At 74.7% G+C, this 17056-nt stretch carries 15 protein-coding genes; 5 read left to right on the forward strand and 10 right to left on the reverse strand.

Annotated elements, in window-relative coordinates:
- Nucleotides 1-35: 35 nt before the first annotated feature.
- The 6 genes from EDD40_RS44330 to EDD40_RS08755 form a co-directional block, all read right to left on the reverse strand.
- Nucleotides 36-1298 (reverse strand): glycosyltransferase 87 family protein, encoded by a 1263-nt coding sequence (locus tag EDD40_RS44330; RefSeq protein ID WP_281277757.1) that lies wholly within the window; start codon nt 1296-1298, stop codon nt 36-38.
- Nucleotides 1292-2224, reverse strand: a complete 933-nt coding sequence (locus EDD40_RS08735) for a YveK family protein (RefSeq protein WP_246037555.1) — start codon at nt 2222-2224, stop codon at nt 1292-1294. Before EDD40_RS08735 ends, EDD40_RS44330 begins: the two co-directional genes overlap by 7 nt.
- Nucleotides 2221-3264 carry a glycosyltransferase gene (locus EDD40_RS08740; protein ID WP_123742452.1) on the reverse strand — a complete coding sequence of 348 codons (1044 nt, stop codon included), beginning with the start codon at nt 3262-3264 and terminating at the stop codon, nt 2221-2223. Before EDD40_RS08740 ends, EDD40_RS08735 begins: the two co-directional genes overlap by 4 nt.
- Nucleotide 3265: 1 nt before the next feature.
- Nucleotides 3266-4546, reverse strand: coding sequence for an O-antigen ligase family protein (locus tag EDD40_RS08745; protein ID WP_246037556.1), 1281 nt, complete (start codon nt 4544-4546; stop codon nt 3266-3268).
- A gap of 79 nt (nt 4547-4625) precedes the next feature.
- Nucleotides 4626-5579: a polysaccharide deacetylase family protein gene (locus EDD40_RS08750; RefSeq protein WP_123742453.1), complete on the reverse strand. Its 954-nt coding sequence runs from the start codon at nt 5577-5579 to the stop codon at nt 4626-4628.
- The gene (locus EDD40_RS08755; protein WP_123742454.1) at nt 5576-6400 is read right to left on the reverse strand and encodes a DMT family protein; all 825 of its coding nucleotides are present in this window, start codon (nt 6398-6400) and stop codon (nt 5576-5578) included. The genes EDD40_RS08750 and EDD40_RS08755 overlap by 4 nt, the downstream gene beginning before the upstream one ends.
- A gap of 444 nt (nt 6401-6844) precedes the next feature.
- Between EDD40_RS08755 and EDD40_RS08760 the strand changes: the two genes are divergently transcribed.
- On the forward strand, nt 6845-7468 hold the full coding sequence (locus tag EDD40_RS08760; protein ID WP_123742455.1) for an SAM-dependent methyltransferase: 624 nt from the start codon (nt 6845-6847) through the stop codon (nt 7466-7468).
- A gap of 41 nt (nt 7469-7509) precedes the next feature.
- Here the strand turns inward: EDD40_RS08760 and EDD40_RS08765 are convergent, their stop codons facing one another.
- The 3 genes from EDD40_RS08765 to EDD40_RS08775 all read right to left on the reverse strand — a co-directional run bounded on the left by EDD40_RS08765 (nt 7510) and on the right by EDD40_RS08775 (nt 10434).
- Entirely contained in the window at nt 7510-8421 is a 912-nt protein-coding gene (locus EDD40_RS08765; RefSeq protein ID WP_123742456.1) for a phenylalanine 4-monooxygenase, read from the reverse strand.
- A 95-nt stretch (nt 8422-8516) separates the two neighbouring features.
- Nucleotides 8517-9389 carry an NAD-dependent protein deacetylase gene (locus tag EDD40_RS08770; RefSeq protein ID WP_123747868.1) on the reverse strand — a complete coding sequence of 291 codons (873 nt, stop codon included), beginning with the start codon at nt 9387-9389 and terminating at the stop codon, nt 8517-8519.
- Nucleotides 9390-9399: 10 nt separating this feature from the next.
- Entirely contained in the window at nt 9400-10434 is a 1035-nt protein-coding gene (locus tag EDD40_RS08775; protein WP_246037557.1) for a LacI family DNA-binding transcriptional regulator, read from the reverse strand.
- Nucleotides 10435-10503: 69 nt separating this feature from the next.
- Here EDD40_RS08775 and EDD40_RS43345 point away from each other — a divergent pair, with 69 nt between their 5' ends.
- From EDD40_RS43345 to manD, 3 genes are read left to right on the forward strand one after another with little or no spacing between them, the layout of a single operon-like run.
- Nucleotides 10504-11388, forward strand: a complete 885-nt coding sequence (locus EDD40_RS43345; protein ID WP_246037558.1) for a glycoside hydrolase 5 family protein — start codon at nt 10504-10506, stop codon at nt 11386-11388.
- A gap of 45 nt (nt 11389-11433) precedes the next feature.
- Nucleotides 11434-12447 (forward strand): type 1 glutamine amidotransferase family protein, encoded by a 1014-nt coding sequence (locus EDD40_RS43350; protein ID WP_246037559.1) that lies wholly within the window; start codon nt 11434-11436, stop codon nt 12445-12447.
- Entirely contained in the window at nt 12444-13673 is a 1230-nt protein-coding gene (manD, locus tag EDD40_RS08785; protein ID WP_123742458.1) for a D-mannonate dehydratase ManD, read from the forward strand. The genes EDD40_RS43350 and manD overlap by 4 nt, the downstream gene beginning before the upstream one ends.
- Before the next feature lie 148 nt (nt 13674-13821).
- On the opposite strand, the gene EDD40_RS08790 is transcribed toward manD, so the two are convergent.
- A complete protein-coding gene (locus EDD40_RS08790; protein WP_123742459.1) occupies nt 13822-16023 on the reverse strand; it encodes a M20/M25/M40 family metallo-hydrolase in 2202 nt (733 codons plus the stop codon).
- Between the two features lie 66 nt (nt 16024-16089).
- Between EDD40_RS08790 and EDD40_RS08795 the strand changes: the two genes are divergently transcribed.
- A complete protein-coding gene (locus tag EDD40_RS08795) occupies nt 16090-17031 on the forward strand; it encodes a GNAT family N-acetyltransferase (RefSeq protein ID WP_123742460.1) in 942 nt (313 codons plus the stop codon).
- The last annotated feature ends 25 nt before the right edge of the window (nt 17032-17056 follow it).

The following is a 17056-nucleotide window of genomic DNA, read 5'->3' on the forward strand; positions in this document are numbered from 1 at the left end:
CGCCCCAGTCCCAGTCTCCGGCCCCGGCCCCGGCGTCACGCTCGAACCGTGCCCACGGCCGAACACCGGCGCGTCGCCGCGAACACCGCCGCCGACACCCACGCCACCACCACAGCCACCCCGTCGACCGTCACGTCCACCCGCGCCCCCGTGACCTCCCGGATCGCCACGCTCACGAAGTGCAGGTGCGCGAACGGAACCAGCAGCAGCACCACCGACATCCCGAGCCGCCAGTCCCGTTCACACCGGCCCTGCCACCACACGACGCCCACCGCCACCAACGACGGCACGGCGATCAGCACGTCACCCGGCTGGTGCACCACCGCCGCCACCACCGCGAGGCACGTGAGCAGGTCCGCCGCCGCGGGCTGGCCCATCCGGTCCAGCCGCCGCACCAGCACCGCCGTCACCACCAGCACGGCCACCAGCGCGAACGGTTCCGCGCCGCCCGGCAGCCCGCCCGTGACCCGGTAGAGCACCGCCGCGAGGTCGATCCGCTGCGCCGTCATCGAGTCGACCGCGCCGTACGCGGTCTGGCTCGCGTGGGCCAGGTTCGCCGCGATCACGTCCAGGAACGGCCCGACGCCACCGCCGCGAGCCACCAGCGGCACCACCACGACCAGGCCGGCGACCGCCGCGACCGCCGTCCCGGTCAACGCCACCCGCCGTGATCCGCGCACGAACAGCAGCACCGCCAGCGGCAGGCCGAACTGGGGCTTGAGCCACGCCAGCGCCAACGCGACCGCCGCCCACCGGGGCGCGTCGCGCCGGGCCAGCAACGCGCCCGCCGCGCCGACCGCGATCAGCGGGTTCACCTGGCCGACGTACAGCTGCGCCTTGCCGACCTGGCTGAGCAGGAGCAGGGTCGCGATCACCGCGGTGCCCAGCGCCATCGGCACGTGCGGGCGCAACCGGCCGGCCGCCAGCACCGCCAGCGCGACCAGCAGCACCAGCGACGCCAGCGCGAACGCGACCGCGCCGACCCGGTACCCCGGCAGCGCGAACGGGGCGTGCAGCAGCAGGTGGTAGGGCTGGTAGAGGTTGAAGCTCTGCCGCACCGGCCAGTGGTCCAGCATGGTCGCCGGGTGGTAGGGGTTGCCGCCCGCCAGGAACTCCCGGATCGGGAAGTACAGCGCGTCCCGGAAGTCCTGCATCCGCTCCTCGGCCAGGGTGTCCCACGTCGGGAGCGGCGCCTGCCACGACGGCCGCAACGCGCGCCACGACGCCACCGCGCCGATCAGCACGACCAGCGCGGTGAGCACCCGCACCTTGTCCTTCACCGCCGCGGTCTTCAGCACGTCACCACCGCCACCAGGGTCGCCGTGGCGGGCAGCGCGCCGACCACGGTCGCCAGCTCTTCCTGCGGGCCCCCGTGGGGGACGACCGCGATCACCGCGTCACCGTCGGCCGGTTCACCGGTCTTCTCCGGCAGCTCCGCGGCCAGGGCTTCGGCGCGGTCGGCCAGTTCCGGCACCACCGCCACGACCCGCGCGGGCCGGGCCGACGCCTCGCACAGCAACGCGAGCCGTTGCGCCAGCCCGGGGTCGTCGTCGGGCAGCACGGCCACCGGCCGGCGCACGCCGCCGGCGTTGAGCGCGGCGCGCACCTGGTCGCGGGGCCGGGTCCGGCGCAGGTGGCCGACGGCGTGCGCGGCCAGACCCGCCAGGACGCCCGCGATCAGCGCCAGGCCGTAGGCGAGTGGCCGGTCGGGCGCGACCTGCGTGGTCTCGGGCCGGTCCAGCAGGCGCAGCCGGGCGGAGGGCGCGAACAGGTCGGCGTCCACCACGGTCCGCGCGATCCGGGTCGCGGCCTGCGCGGCCCGGTCGGCGGTCTCGGCACGCACCGACAGCCGGGCCAGGCCGGAGGCGGGCACCAGCTCCACGGACACCCGGCGGGCCAGGTCGTCGATCGTGGTGCCCAGTTCCTCGGCCGGGACCCGCAGCACGGACGGGCTGCGCGACACCTCGACCAGGGCGGGCAGCGACAGGGCGACGACCTCGCCGAAGCTCGCCTCGGGCGGCTGGTCGGGGTCGCCGACGGCCGGCACGGCGAGCACGCCGACGCGGCTCTCGTACTCCTTGCCCGCCACCTCGACGGCGACCACCACGGCGGTCGCGACGAGCAGCGCGATCCCGAGGCTGAGCGCCAGCGGGCGCTTCAGGACGCCCGGGACGCGCAGCTCCTTCAGCGCACCCGGCACCCGCGGCACGTTCAGCTCCATCATGACCTTCCGATCGCGGTGCGCAGCAGTTCGTCGTAGGACCGCATCAGCAGCCGCGGGTCGTGCTCGCGCCGCACGGACGCGCGGCCCGCCTCGGCCAGTTCCTCCCGGGCCCGGGGGTCGAACAGCAGCGACCGCAGCGCCTTGGCCGTCGCGCCGGGGTCGCGGCGCGGCACCACCACTCCCCCGCCGCCGGCCAGCGCCTGCCGCACGCCGTCCACGTCGGTCGCCACCACGGGGCGTCCGGCGGCCAGCGACTCCAGCACCGCGACCGGCATGCCCTCCCAGTCGCTGGTGAGCACGGTGACGTCGGCGGCGGCCAGCAGGTCGGGCACGTCGCAGCGGTTGCCGAGGAACCGCACCCGGTCCGCGATGCCCAGTTCGGCGGCGCGCACGCGCAGCACGTCCCGGAGGCTGCCGTCGCCCGCCAGCCACAGCACCGCGCCGCCGTCCACCTCCGCCCACGCCTCCAGCAGCACGTCGTGCCGCTTCTGCGGTTCCAGCCGGGCCGGGCACAGCGCGACCGGCGCGTCCGGTGCGACGCCGTGCACCGCGCGGACCGCGTTCCGGTCGACCCGTTCGGGTTGCGGGAACACCGCGTTCGGGATCACCACGGGGTCGGGCACGCCGGCCGCGCGCAGCCGGTCGGCCGTGGCGTCGGCGACCGCGACGACCGTGCGCGAGGTGCGCTTGAGGATGCGGGCCGCGCCGGTGTAGTCGGTCTCCGCGACGCCGTGGAACACGGTCAGCAGCGGCAGCCTGCCCGGCAGCACGGCGAGGCGCGCGACGACGCTGGCCGAGACGTTGTGCGCCAGCACCACCTCCGGCCGGAAGCTGCGGATCGCGGCCTTGGTGGCCGTGGTCGCGCGCAGCACGCCGGTCGCGCGGCGCCGCGCCACGGGCACGGTGAACGTCGGCACGCCGCACGCGCGCAACGCCTCGGCCCGGTGCCCGCCGCCGCTGGCCACGGCCGAGTGCCAGCCGAACTGCTCGCCCGACCTGGCCATCCCGGCGACGAGCGCTTCGGCGCCGCCGGTACCCATCTCACTGATCACGTGGAGCACACGCAACGTCGCTCGCTCTCCTCAGACGCAGGTCGGCCGCGGCCACGACCGCGACCAGCGACCACAACGGCAGGTAGTACTGCTGGGACAGGAAGGTGGAGGCGACCACGACCGCGATCAGGGACGCCTGGACGGCGACGATCGGCAGCGGGTCGTCGGTGGTGCGGCGCACGCGTTCGCCGGTGGCCGCGGTGAGCACGAGGAGCGCGGCGAACAGCGCGAAGCCGGGCACGCCGAGTTCGGCGGCGACCTCCAGGTACATGTTGTGCGCCACCGGGGTCTGCTCGTCGATCTCGGCGTTGTTCGACGCGGCGGGGTAGCCCTCGCGGAACCCGCCCGGCCCCACGCCGAGCACGGGGTGCTCGGCGACCATGCGCGCGGCGGCCTGCCAGCGCAGTTCGCGGGTGTCCACGTTGGTCCCGGCGACGTGGGTCTTCTCCCGCACCGCCCGGTCCAGCTCCGGTCCGGCGAACAGGACCGCGGCCACCCCGAGCACGGCCAGCGCCGCCACACCGCCCGCCAACGCCCTGAGCGGCACCGCGCGGCGGGCGAGCAGCCACGCCACGGCGGCGGTGAGGGCGAGCGCGCCGCCCCGGGAGAACGTCGCCGCCGCGCCCGCGGCCAGCACGACGGCCGCCACGGCGGTCGGCACGCGGTGGCGCAGCGCCACCACCAGCGGCAGGGCGGCGACCAGGAAGTAGGCCAGGTCGTTCGGGTCCTCCAACGGCCCGGCGGCCCGCGTCTGCCCCTCGGCGACCAGGCCCGCCAACGCGCCGACCGCCGCGACCACCGCTCCGGCCACGGTCGCGACCAGCACCGCGCGCAGCGGCGCCTCCCGGGAGACGACGTCGATCAGCACCACCGTGATCAGCAGGAACGGCAGCCAGCGCACGGCGTACCCGGTCGCGAACGGACCGCCCGCGTGCACCGCCCAGGACGCCAGGAGCACGACGGCGAGCGCCACGAGGACCACGTGCGCCGGGTGCGGTTCGGGCGCGCGGCGTTGCCGCGCCCTCAGCACGGCCCAGGCGAGCACGAGCAGCGCGGACGGCGCTTTGGCCAGGTGGCCGTGCACCTGGAGGAGGTAGCCCTCCAACGGCGCGGCGAACACCGTCGCACACGCCAGGACCCGCACCAGCCCCGCCAACCACCCCTCGACCCCCGCCGGACCCGCCACCCACCCCACCGGCCGGCCCGACGCGCCCGACGCACCCGACCGCCACGGCACACCCGGCCGCCCCGAAGCGACCCGGTCCGTCACCCCGACACCATCCGGCCCGACGCCGCCCCCGTGCCACGGCCCGTCGCCCGGCCGGTCGTTCGCGACGCCGTCCGCCGGGTCACCCGCCGCACCGCGCCAGCAGCCCGGTGTCGTGCTCGCGCAGTCCCGCGTCGAGCCGGTCGACGTGCGCGCCGGTGCCGATCACCTCGAAGTGGTGCTCGCGCAGCGCGCCCAGCACCCACCCGAGGAACTCGACCTTCCGCGCGCCGGGCACCGCCATGCCGGGGAAGAACTCCATGCCGGGCGCTTCGGCCGCGCCGAGCACGTCCGTGGGGTGCAGCAACAACGACGGCTGAACACCCCGCGCCCGGCACAACCGCAACGCTGCGGTGAAGTACGCACGAGCCACCCGCGGCGAGAGCTGGTGCAGTTGCAGCAGGTAGGAGCCGTGGATCGGGACGCGCAGCAGCGGCATCGTGGTGACCGGCAGCTCGACCAGGCCCGAGCCGACCCGCCAGCGGTAGGCGCGGTTCGGCGCGCGGACGCGGGAGAAGCCGCCGAACAGGTCGCGTTCGCCGCCGGTCGGCGCGGTGCGGTTGTGGTAGGCGCGGGCGAGCGGGCCGATCCAGGTGGGCAGGGTGCTGGCGTCGTAGCGGTAGCCGCGCTCGGCGAGCAGCTCCAGCAGGTCGCGGGTGACGCTGTAGCCGGGGCCGCGGAACCCGGTCGGCCGCGGCGCGCCCGCCGCGACGATGGCCGCCTCGGTGCGGGCGAGCTCGGCTTCGAGCCGGTCGCGGGTGTAGCGGTGCAGCCAGGGTTCGTGGCCGTAGGAGTGGTTGCCGACCTCGTGCCCGGCGGCGGTGATGTCGGCGACGGCCCGCGCGCCGTCGTCGCGCTCGGCGTCCGCGCCGACGACGAAGACGGTCGTGGTGAGGCCGTGCGCGCCGAAGACCTCGAGCAGCCGCGGCACGGCGGTGGGCAGGAAGCTGGGACGGCTTTCCCACTCGGGGTCGCCGTGGGTCTTGAGGTAGGCCCAGAGGTTGTCGAGGTCGAGGGAGACGCTGGCGGTGTTCACCCGGCCACCTCCGCCGGTGCCTTGGCGAAGCGGTCGGCGTAGCCGAGCAGGAGCACGCCGGACACGACGAGCGCGACGCCCAGCGCCACCCACCACTCGCGGCCGGGCGTGATCGCGTCGCCGAGCGCGGCGATGCCGATGACCGAGGTGAGCACGACGGTGGTGGCGTCCATGGTGGCGACGGTCGAGGTGGCCGAGCCGCGGCGCAGGGCCAGCGCCAGGTAGGACTGGCCGACGAGCGCGGCGACGACCATCAGCCACGCCAGCGGGTACAGCGGGAGGGTCGGGAAGGGCTCGTCGGCCAGCGTGCGGCTGGTCATGGCGACCACCGCGAACGCCACCCCGGCGGCCGCGGCCAGCGGCACCACGCCGCCGATCCGGCGCTGCGCCAGGGCGAGCGCGACCAGGGGCAGTCCGAACAGGACGATGCCGGGGCCCTGCGGCACGTCGTGCGCGGCCGACGGGGTGGCCGCCGCGACGAGCAGGACCAGCCCGGCCGCCATCACGACCAGCACCACGACCTCGACCACGCGGACCCGCCAGCCGAGCACCGCGATGCCGAACAGGGTGGCGAGGCCGACGGCGCACGACGAGCCGGCCTGGACGAGGTAGAGCGGCAGCTGGGCGCGGGCCAGGAACGCCAGCGCGAAGCCGCCCACCTGGCCCGCGAAGCCGAGCAGGTAGAGCCGGTCGCGGGCGAGCCTGGCGAGCAGCCCGAGCCCGCCGACGTCGTCGTCGGCGCGCCGGGAGGCGACCGCCTGGGCGACGACGCCCAGCGCGTACAGCACCGCGGACGCGGCGAGTTCGAGGTAGCCAGTCACGCGACCCTTCCCATCGAGATATCGGCCCGTGGGGACAGCCGGCGCGCGGAAGCGGTCGGTGTGATCCCGATATCGGAAGGGGAGCGTAGAACCCGAAAGACCTCGACTCGTTCGAGCGATAGGCGACTACACGATCGAGTTAACCCTCTGACTACACAACGGTTTCCGCGTGGAACGGACCACCGCGCAGGGACCACCGGGACAGGAACCACCGCAGCAGGTGACGCCACGGCACGGCCGTAGTTCGCCACGGTGCTCGCGTACACCGCCGGCAGCGGCCGGCGCTCGTCGCTGGAGGTGTCCGCCTCGACGGCCGACTCCGGTGGCGCGGCCACGGCCCGGCCAGTCGCCGCACAGCGCGCACGCGGGAGTGGACCGGCGCGCGAGTTGCCGGATCGGCAACTTTGTTTGCCGGCCGACCGGGGTGGTCCGCACTATCGGGGCATGGACGCAACTGAGGAGTACTGGGAGACGTTCTACCGCGACCGCGACCAGGTGTGGACCGGCAAGGCCAACGAGCTGCTGGTGCGCGAGGCCGCCCACCTGGACCCGGGCACCGCGCTGGACCTGGGCTGCGGCGAGGGCGGTGACGCGTTGTGGCTCGCCGAGCAGGGCTGGCGGGTGACCGCCGTCGACGTGTCCGCCGTGGCCCTGGCCAGGGGCGCGGCGCGGGCCACCGAGGTGGGGCTGGCCTCGCGCGTCGACTGGCAGCGGCACGACCTGGCGCGCTCGTTCCCGACCGGGGTGTTCGACCTGGTCTCGGCGCAGTTCCTGCACTCGTCGGTGGCGGTGGAGGGCGAGCGGGAGGGCATCCTGGCGCGGGCCGCGGAGGCCGTCGCGCCCGGTGGGCGGCTGCTGGTCGTGGGCCACGCCGGCTGGCCGACGTGGCTGGCGGACAACCCGCCGGTGGAGTACCGGTTCCCGACCAACGCCGACGTGCTGGGCGCGCTGCGCCTCGGCCCGGAGTGGGTGGTGGAGGTGGACGAGTCGGTCGAGCGGGAGATCATCAGCCCGGAGCAGGTGCACGGCACGCGCACCGACGTCGTGCTCCGCTTGAAGCGCGGCTGAGGACGGCCGGCGGCCCGCCACGACGAGCACGACGAGCCACGTCAGGCGACGGCGCCGTGCTCGTCCTCGGCCGGCGCGGGCAGGCCGAGGCGGGCGGGGGTGTCCTCGTCGAACTCGTCCAGGAAGTCGTGCAGGGCGTCGGCGGCGTGCTCCAGCGAGGGCATCGCGTACAGCACCGGCTGGTACCCGGCGGCGGTGTAAGGGGTGGTCACGACCCGCGGCACGGCCCACGGCCGGATCTCGGCGCGGTGCAGCCGCCCCAGCTCGCCGTAGGAGGACAGCAGCGCCGCACCGTACGCCTTGACCCGGCCCCGCTCGACCGCGACGCCGTACTCCAGGGTGAACCAGTACACGCGGCTGATCAGGTCCAGGGCGGCCGCGCCGGACACCCGGGCCGCCGCCGCGCCGACCAGCCGGTAGAGGTCGGCGAACCACGGCGAGGACAGGTGCGTGCCGTGGCCGTGCACGTCGTGCAGGACGTCGGGCTCGGGCGTGTAGAGCGGCATCGCCGGGTGCCGCACGTACTGCACGGCGTGGAAGTACCCGCGCGCCATGGCGCCGAGGAACCGCTCGTCCGGCACGATCCCGCCGGCGAGGGTGAACCGGAACCCGGTCAGCTCGTGCAGGCGGTCGCCGACCTCGGCGTGCTGCGGCACGTGGTCGGCGGGGATGGGCGCGATGTCCCGGGCGCGCAGCACCGCCCGGCACACCGCGTCCTCCTGGACCGCGGCCAGCGCGGTGTGCACCTGCCGCCAGGTCTCGTGCTCGCGCTCGGTGTAGGTGACCGGCGGCGAGGGCTCGCCCACCTCGTGGCCCTCGGCCCGCGCCACGATCGCGTCACGGCGCCGGAGGTAGGCGGGGTCGCTCAGGCCGGGGTGCAGCGGGGCGGCTCCCAGCGTCCCGTCCGGGGCCACCGGCGTCCGTGCCGGCACGTCGACGGTTTCGCTCGTCATGCCCGGAGGCGTACCCGGGCCGTGTGCCGGCACTCGGCCGACGGACACTGCTCACCCCGTCGGGTGACGTCGGGCCCCGGCTCGGGAACGGAGCGCTACAGCCGGGCGAGCAGCTCGGTCAGGGCTTGCCCCAAGGGGCGGTCGACGCGCACGGTCGCGTGGACGTCGCCCCTGGTCTCGCCCTTGTTGACGATGAGGACGGGCTTGCTGGCGGTGGCGGCGTGCCGCACGAACCGCAGGCCGGACATGACGGTCAGCGACGAGCCGAGCACGAGCAGCGCGTCGGCCTCGTCCACCAGGCGGTAGCACCGCTCGACGCGCGGGCGCGGCACGTTCTCGCCGAAGAACACCACGTCCGGCTTCAGCACGCCGCTCCCGCAGCCGGCGCACCCGACCAGCCGGAACGACCGCACCTCGTGCTCGGCGAGGTCCACGTCGCCGTCCGGGTTGATCCGGGTGGCGGTGGCCTCGAAGGCGGGGTTGGCGGCGCGGAACCGGCGGTCGAGGTCCTCCCGGGCGCTGACCGCGCGGCAGTCCAGGCAGACCACGCGGTCGAGGCTGCCGTGCAGCTCGACCACGTCGGGCGTGCCGGCCGCCTGGTGCAGGCCGTCGACGTTCTGCGTGATGACACCGGACAGGTGGCCGCGGGCGTGCAGCTCGGCCACGGCGTGGTGGCCGGTGTTGGGCGCGGCGCGGGCGATGGTCCGCCAGCCGAGGTGGCTGCGCGCCCAGTACCGGCGCCTGCCCTCCGCGCTGCCGACGAACTCGTCGTAGGTCATCGGGGTGTGCTTGCGCAGGCTGCCCGCCGCGCCCCGGTAGTCGGGGATGCCGGACTCGGTCGACAGCCCCGCGCCGCTGAGCACCAGCACCCGGCCGTCCGCGACCACCCGCACGACCTCGTCCAGGCTGGTCGTGCGCGGCAACGGCGCGCCGGTCGGCGTCCAGCTCAACGTCGGCCGGGTTCGCATGGCCTCCACCTTACGTGCGGTCGGGCGCCGGTCCGGTGGACTCGCGGACAACCAGCTCCGGCGGCCGGACGTCGACCGACGCGTCCTCGACCTCGCCCAGGGACGCGAGCAGCACGCGTGCCGCCGCACGGCCCAGACCGATCAGGTCCTGGCGCACGGTGGTGAGCTGGGGGTAGACCAGCTCGCCGAGCGGCAGGTCGTCGTGGCCGACCACGGACAGCTCGCCGGGCACGTCGACGCCCAGCCGGCGGGCGGCGCTCATCCCGGCCACCGCCATCGAGTCGTTGGCGAACAGCACGGCGGTGGGGCGGCGGTGCTCCGCGAGGAGCTTCCCGATGGCGTCAACCGCGCCGGCGGCGGTGAAGTCGGACACGACCGAGTGGCTGGGAGCGAGGTCGTGCGCGGCCAGCGCGTCCTCGAACACGCGGCGCCGGTGGAGGGTGTGGACCCGGTCCTCGGGGCCGGACACGTAGGCGATGCGCCGGTGCCCGTGCGCGACGAGGTGCTCGACGGCCGCGCGGACCCCGCGGGCCGGCCCCGTCGCCTGCACGGACGGCACCGGGTCGGCGCGCCACGGCGTGCCGATGAGCACGGTGCGCACGTCCAGGGTCCGCAGCAGCTCGAACCGGGTGTCGCCGACCCGGCTCTCGGTGAGCACGACGCCGTCGACCCGCCGTTCGTCGGCCAGCCTGCGGTAGGCGACCTCCTCCGCGCTCGGCTCCTCGCCGACGATGTGCAGCAGCAGGCCGTACCCGAGCGGGGACAGCTCGCCCTCGATGCCGGAGATCAGCAGGGTGAAGTGCGGGTCGGCGCTGAGCAGGTCCGGCGAGCGCCGGGCGACCATGCCGATGGCGCGCGTCTTCGCCGAGCGCAGGGCCACGGCGGCGGCGGACGGCGTCCACCGGAGCTTGCTCGCGGCGGTCAGGACGCGGTCGCGGGTCGGCGCGGAGATGCCCGCCTTGCCGTTGACGACCTTCGACACGGCCGCCACCGACACGCCGGCGAGAGCGGCGACGTCGGCGATCGTCGGCTTGCGGCTGGCCACCCGGTGAACGTTACACCGACTGATCGCAGTGCCTCGACATACGTCAGGTTAAACGATATACCTGTGGCCATGCAGCGCAACTCCGCCAAGCTCGCCGGCCCCGACGTCTGGGTCGGGGTCAACTACTGGTCGCGGACCGGCGGCCCGTTGATGTGGCGCGACTACGACCCGTCCGTGGTGGACGAGGAGCTGCGCGTGATGCGCGAGCACGGGATCGGCCTGACCCGCAGCTTCTGCTACTGGCCGGACTTCATGCCGGCCGAGGACTCGCTGGACGGCGAGCTGCTGGCCCGGTACGACGACTTCCTCGACCGGCACCGCGCGTTGGGGATGCGGACGATCCCGACCTTCGTCGTCGGGCACATGTCGGGCCAGAACTGGGACCCGGCGTGGCGGGACGGCCGGGACGTCTTCACCGACGAGTCGTTCCTGGACCGGCAGCGCTGGTACGTCCGCGAGCTGACCGAGCGGTGGCACGACCACCCGGCGGTGGCGGGGTGGCTGCTGAGCAACGAGATCCCGATCTACGCCGACTGGCGGTCGCGGGGCATCGGCACGCTGGACGCGGACGCGGTGACGGCGTGGGCGGCGGCGTTGATCGGCGAGATCCGCGCGGCGGGCGCGACCCAGCCGGTGTCGGTCGGCGACGGCGCGTGGGGCGTGGAGGTCACCGGGCTGGACAACGGTTTCCGGGTGCGCGACCTGGCGCCGCTGATCGACTTCCACGGGCCGCACGTGTACCGGATGGACGACGACCAGCTGCGGCTGCACCTCGGCGCGGCGTTCGTCTGCGAGCTGCTCGACATCGGCGGCAAACCGGTGGTGCTGGAGGAGTTCGGCGTGACGTCCGACTACGCGTCGGAGGAGAACGCCGCCCACTACTACCGGCAGGTGCTGCACACGACGTTGCTGGCGGGCGCGACCGGCTGGATACCGTGGAACAACACCGACTAAGACCACCTGGCCGACCAGGAGCCGTACCGGCACCACCCGTTCGAGATGCACTTCGGGCTGACGGACTCCGAGGGACGGCCGAAGGCGCAGCTGCGGGAGGTGCACGCGTTCACCGAAGTGCTGCGGCGCACGGACTTCGCGCGGCTGCGACGGCCGGACACCTCGATCGCGTTGCTGGTGTCGTCGTTCCTGGAAGCGCGGTACCCGTTCACGCAGCCCGAGGACGCGACCGGCGTGGCGGACAACTCGCGGCAGGCGTACATCGCGGCACGGGAGGCGGACCTGCCGGTGGGGGTGGTGCGCGAGCTGGACGGCGTGCCGGAAGACTGCGCGTTGTACCTCGTGCCGTCGGTCAAGCAGCTCACCGCGCCGACGTGGCGGACGTTGGTGGAGCGCGCCGCCGCGGGCGCGGTGGTGTACGCCTCGTACTTCGTGGGCGAGCACCGGACGCAGCGCGGGCCGTGGTGGCCCAAGCTGGACGAGACGTTCGGCGTGGTGAAGCAGCTGCGGTACGGGCTGGTCGACCCGATCGAGGACGACTCGCTGCGGATGGTGTTCCAGCGGGACTTCGGCGGCATCGGCGCGGGCGAGGAGCTGGTGTTCCGGGTCGGCGGCACGGCCGAGTCGCGCGCGTTCCTGCCGGTGGCGCCGGACGGCGCGGAGGTGCTGGCGGTGGACGGGCACGGGCGGCCCGCGCTGCTGCGGCACCGGGTCGGCGACGGGTGGGTGGTGCTGTGCACGTACCCGTTGGAGCACATGGCCGCGATGACGCCGCGGGTGAACCCGGAGCCGACGTGGCGGCTGTACGCGGCGCTGGCCGCGTTCGCGGGCGTGCCGCCCGCCGTCCGGGTGGACGACCCGCTGGTGATGACGGGGCTCATGGAGCACTCGGTCGACGGGCGGGTGTTCGCGTGGTTCGTCAGCCAGCACGCCTCGCCCGTCGTGGTGCGACCGGTGCTCGACGGGCGGTTGGTGACGTTGGACGGCGCGCCGATGGCCGCCGTGGAGCTGGCCGCGTACGGCGTCGTCGTGGCGGAAGTGCGGGAGGTGCAGTCGTGAAGATCGCGGCGGTGGAGGTCGTGGTGACCTGTCCGGGGCGGAACTTCGTCACGCTCAGGGTCACCACCGAGGACGGGATCACCGGGCTGGGCGACGCCACGCTGAACGGGCGCGAGCTGGCGGTGGAGGCGTACCTGCGGGAGCACGTCGTGCCGCTGCTGGTCGGGCGGGACGCGTCGGCCATCGAGGACACCTGGCAGTACCTGTACCGGGGCGCCTACTGGCGGCGCGGTCCGGTGACGATGGCCGCGATCGCGGCTGTCGACACGGCCTTGTGGGACATCAAGGCGCGTGCGGCGGGCATGCCGCTCTACCAGCTGCTCGGCGGGGCGTGCCGGGTCGGCGCGCTGGCCTACGGGCACGCGTCGGGGCGCGACCTGCCGGAGCTGTTCGACTCGATCCGGCTGCACCTGGAGCTGGGGTTCCGGGCGATCCGGGTGCAGACCGGCATCCCCGGGCTGGCGACGGTGTACGGGGTGGCGGCGTCGGCGGCCGGCGGCGGCGACCGGTACGACTACGAGCCGGCGAGGCCCACCGCGTCGCCGGTGGAGGAGAGCTGGGACACGCGGGCCTACCTGCGGCACGTGCCGTCGGTGTTCGAGGCGGTGCGGTCGGAGTTCGGCCCGGAGCTGCCGCTGCTGCACGACGGCCACCACCGGATGACCCCGATCGAGGCGGCCCGGTTGGGCAAGGCGTTGGAGCCGTACGACCTGTTCTGGTTGGAGGACGCGACGCCCGGCGAGGACCAGGCGGCGTTGCGGCTGATCCGGCAGCACACCACCACGCCGCTGGCGATCGGCGAGGTGTTCAACTCGGTGCACGACTACACGACGTTGCTGAGCGAGCGGTTGATCGACTACGTCCGGTCGGCGGTCACCCACACGGGCGGGGTGACGGCGTTGAAGAAGGTGCTGGACTTCGCCGCGGTGTACGGGGTCAAGTCGGGGATGCACGGGCCGACCGACATCTCCCCGGTCGGCATGGCCGCCGCGCTGCACCTGGACCTGGCCGTGCACAACTTCGGCATCCAGGAGTACATGCCGCACTCGGCGGAAACGCTGGAGGTGTTCCGCACGTCCTACACGTTCACCGACGGCCTGCTGCACCCGTCCGACGCGCCGGGGCTGGGCGTGGAGTTGGATGTGGACGCCGCCGCCCGCTTCCCCTACCGCGCCGCCTACCTGCCGGTCAACCGCCTGGCGGACGGCACCCTCCACGACTGGTGAGCCGTCGCGCGGGGTCGGGCGGCTCGTCGCGCGTGACGACGCAGCCACCGGGCGTGCGCTTCCTGGAGGTGGGCTGTTCAGCCCCTCGGTGTCGGTGAGGTCTTCGTACCGGTGACGCCGCAGCCGAACGGGCCGGGTGGTCGAGTGGTCAGAGGCGGAACTCGGCGCGGACCACGGCGGCGTCGAAGGCGCGGCTGCCCGACTGGACCGGCATGGTGTCCGGGGGGCGGGGGCCGATCAGGGCGGTCGCCTCGGTGGGCAGGCCGGCCCACTGGTCGGCCACGGCCACCTCCAGCGGCGTGCCGGGGTCCAGCTCGCAGGTGATCTCGCGACTGGACGGGCCGTAGAGGTCCAGCACCGAGCCGGGCAGGTCGGTGGAGCCGAGGCGGCACGACCGCCGGCCGGGGTCGGACAGCGTCACGTGGGTCCGCCACGCCCGCGTGTTCGGCGTGACGCGGAACGTCACCGTCCGCACCGGGCCGTCGGTGGCGGCCACCGCGGTCACGCCGGGCGCGGGCAGGCGCAGGTCGGGCGCGGCGGCGCGCATCATCGGCTTGTCCAGCGCCGGGTACGGCAGCGTCACCCGTTCCGGGTTCTCCCCCAGCACCCGCGAGGTCCACTCGTCGGGCGCCGGGTCGGCGGAGAGCCAGCTCGCGCCGCCCGTGTCCTGGAGGTAGACGAGCGAGTCGGGGCGCGGCTCGTCCGGCGCGAAGCCGAACCGCGCGGTCCCCACCGCGATCAGCACCACGGCCACCGCGGTCACGCCGAGCGCCGGCCACCACGAGCCCGAGGGCAGCAGCGGCAGCAGCAGCACACCGGCCAGTGCCGCGAACACCACCGCGACCGCGCTCAACGGCATGCCCAACGCCACCATCATCGTGCCGACCAGCGGCGGGAAGATCGCCGCCGCCACCAGCGGCGCGACGAAGGCCAGCCGGGTCGTCCACAACGCGGGCAGGCCGAGCAGCAGCGTCCACTGGAACAGGAACCCGGCGCCCGGCACGGCCACCGTCGTGGCGGCCAGCAGCACGGCCGTCACCACCAGCACCCCGGCGACGACCTCGGCCGGCGACCACCGCCGCGCCACCCGCGCCGCCGCGACCAGCACCGCCGACCCGAGCACGCAGAACCCGGCGACGAACCAGCCCCGCTCGTGCGGCTCCGACAACGCCAGGAACCCCAAGCCCGGCCGCACCGCCGCCACCAGCGCCCACGCCCCGAACGACACCGCGCCCGCCACGACCACCGCGCCGACCGCCACGCCGGCCACCCCGAGCACACCGGGCCACCGCAGCCGGCCACTCCGGACACCCGCGACCAGCGCCGACGCCAGCGCGACCACCGTCACCGCGGCCAACGCCACCGCGAGCCACGTCGGGTAGTGCACCAGCACCCGGGAGAACAGGTCGAAGTACACCGCGTCACCGCCACCGCCACCGGCCCGCAGGTCCCGGTCGCCCAGTGCCCGCACCAGCCCCACCATCGTCTCGCCGTGGTGCTGGAGGCTCCCCCGGTCCAGTCGCGACAGGTCGTCGTAAGGCGAGTGGTAGTCGTGCACGTGCTCGATGAACGCGCTGTTCAACCCCCGCGCGCCCGCGTCCTGGAAGATGGTGAAGTCACTGTAGTTCGGCATCCGCCGGTAGACCTCGTAGGCGAACGAGTTCGCGATCGGCCTGCTGCTCGCCTGCCCGAACGCCGACACGAGCGGCGCGTTGTCCGCACCCGTCTGGAACATCCACACCGGCCCGCCGCTGCCCCGCGCCTCCCAGTTCAGCACCGCGCCGACGCCGTCGACCCCGTGGCGCCGCACGTACGCGTCCGCGCCGAGCGCGCCGGCCTCCTCGCCGTCGGTGAACAGGAACACCACGTCGTTGCGCACCCCGCCGGTGGTCAACGCGCGCAGCGTCTCCAGCATCGCGGCGACCGCCGCGCCGTCGTCGGCCGCGCCCGGACCGGTGGGCACCGAGTCGTAGTGCGCGACCAGCAGCAACGCCTTGCCGCCGCTCACCGAGGGCTCCGCGCCGGGCACGCGCGCGACGACGTTGTGCGTGGTGGCCACCCGGACCCCGCGCCACGGCCGCACGACGTCGTCGGACTCCACCGTGACGTCCGCGCCGAGGCCGCGGGCGGTGTCGACGATGTAGTCGCGGACTCGCCCGTTGTCCGCCGAACCGATCGGGTGCGGCCGCTGGGCGATGGCTGCCAGGTGCCGCTCGGCGCGCCCGGCGGCGAACTCCGCCGGCGGCGCGTCCGCCACGGGCGAGGGCGGCCGGAACCCCAGCACCGCCGTCACACCCACCCCGGCGATCACGATGAGCAGGACCAACACCCGACGGGCGCCTTCGACCATCCGGAGACCCTAACCCGGCGCAAACCCGATCGACAGGGCCCGGAAGCGCCGCGCACCATGTCCGCCATGGACGCCCTTCCCGCCGGTCACACCGTCCGGCCGCCGCGCGCGGACGACGCCGAGCCGATCCTCGGCCTGGTGCACGCCTGCACCACGGCGGTCGTCGGGTTCGCCGACTACACGCTCGACGAGATGCGGGACGAGCTGGCCCGGCCCGGCTTCGACCTGGCCCGCGACGCGTGGCTGGTGCTCGACGCGGCGGGCGCGCCGGTCGGGTACGCGACCGCGAACGGCAAGGGCGGCAGCGACCAGGTGGACGTCGAAGTGGTGTCCCGGGACCCGGTGCTGGTGGACTGGCTGTTCACCAGGGTGCTGCGCCGTGCCCGTGAGCTCGGGCGGGCCGGCGGGCACGACGCGGTGACCGTCGACCACGGCGTCTACCGGGACGACGTGGCGCTGCGGGAGCGGGTGGCCGCGCTGGGGTTCGAGGTCGCGACCACGTTCCACCGGATGCGGGTCGACCACGTCGGCGACGTGCCGCCGCCCGCGCCCGTGCCGGGGCTGGTGCTGCGGCAGGCCGTGGACCCGCAGGTCCGGCGGGCCGCGCACGAGGTGTGGAACGCGTCGTTCGCCGGGCACTTCGGGTTCGTGCCGAAGACCTACGGGGAGTGGCACGAGGGGCAGGACCGCAAGTCGGTCTTCGACTGGTCGGGGCTGTGGCTGGCGGAGCTGGACGGACGACCGGCCGGGTTCCTGGAGCGCACCGACCAGTTCGCCGACGAGAACCGCGGCTACGTCGGCCACCTGGGCGTGCGGGCCGGGGCGCGGGGTCGCGGGGTGGCGAAGCACCTGCTGGGGCACGCCTTCCACCTGGACGCGCGCGACGGTCGCGTGGGCACGGTCCTGCACGTCGACTCGAACAACCCGACGCCCGCGCTCGGCCTCTACGAGTCGGTGGGGATGCGGCCGGTGCTGGTGATCGACGTGTGGCGCGGCCGGTTCGGGTGACCGGCCGCGACGCCGCCGGAGTCCG

The organism is Saccharothrix texasensis (assembly GCF_003752005.1).
In the GTDB taxonomy this organism is placed as follows: Bacteria; Actinomycetota; Actinomycetes; order Mycobacteriales; family Pseudonocardiaceae; genus Actinosynnema; species Actinosynnema texasense.

Bases quoted from the DNA above. Each gene is read 5' to 3' on its own strand.
- EDD40_RS08735 (WP_246037555.1), bottom strand. From the start codon at position 2,224: ATGATGGAGCTGAACGTGCCGCGGGTGCCGGGTGCGCTGAAGGAGCTG.
- EDD40_RS08740 (WP_123742452.1), bottom strand. From the start codon at position 3,264: ATGGGTACCGGCGGCGCCGAAGCGCTCGTCGCCGGGATGGCCAGGTCG.
- EDD40_RS08760 (WP_123742455.1), top strand. From the start codon at position 6,845: ATGGACGCAACTGAGGAGTACTGGGAGACGTTCTACCGCGACCGCGAC.
- EDD40_RS08765 (WP_123742456.1), bottom strand. From the start codon at position 8,421: ATGACGAGCGAAACCGTCGACGTGCCGGCACGGACGCCGGTGGCCCCG.
- EDD40_RS08770 (WP_123747868.1), bottom strand. From the start codon at position 9,389: ATGCGAACCCGGCCGACGTTGAGCTGGACGCCGACCGGCGCGCCGTTG.
- EDD40_RS43345 (WP_246037558.1), top strand. From the start codon at position 10,504: ATGCAGCGCAACTCCGCCAAGCTCGCCGGCCCCGACGTCTGGGTCGGG.
- EDD40_RS43350 (WP_246037559.1), top strand. From the start codon at position 11,434: ATGCACTTCGGGCTGACGGACTCCGAGGGACGGCCGAAGGCGCAGCTG.
- EDD40_RS08790 (WP_123742459.1), bottom strand. From the start codon at position 16,023: ATGGTCGAAGGCGCCCGTCGGGTGTTGGTCCTGCTCATCGTGATCGCC.
- EDD40_RS08795 (WP_123742460.1), top strand. From the start codon at position 16,090: ATGGACGCCCTTCCCGCCGGTCACACCGTCCGGCCGCCGCGCGCGGAC.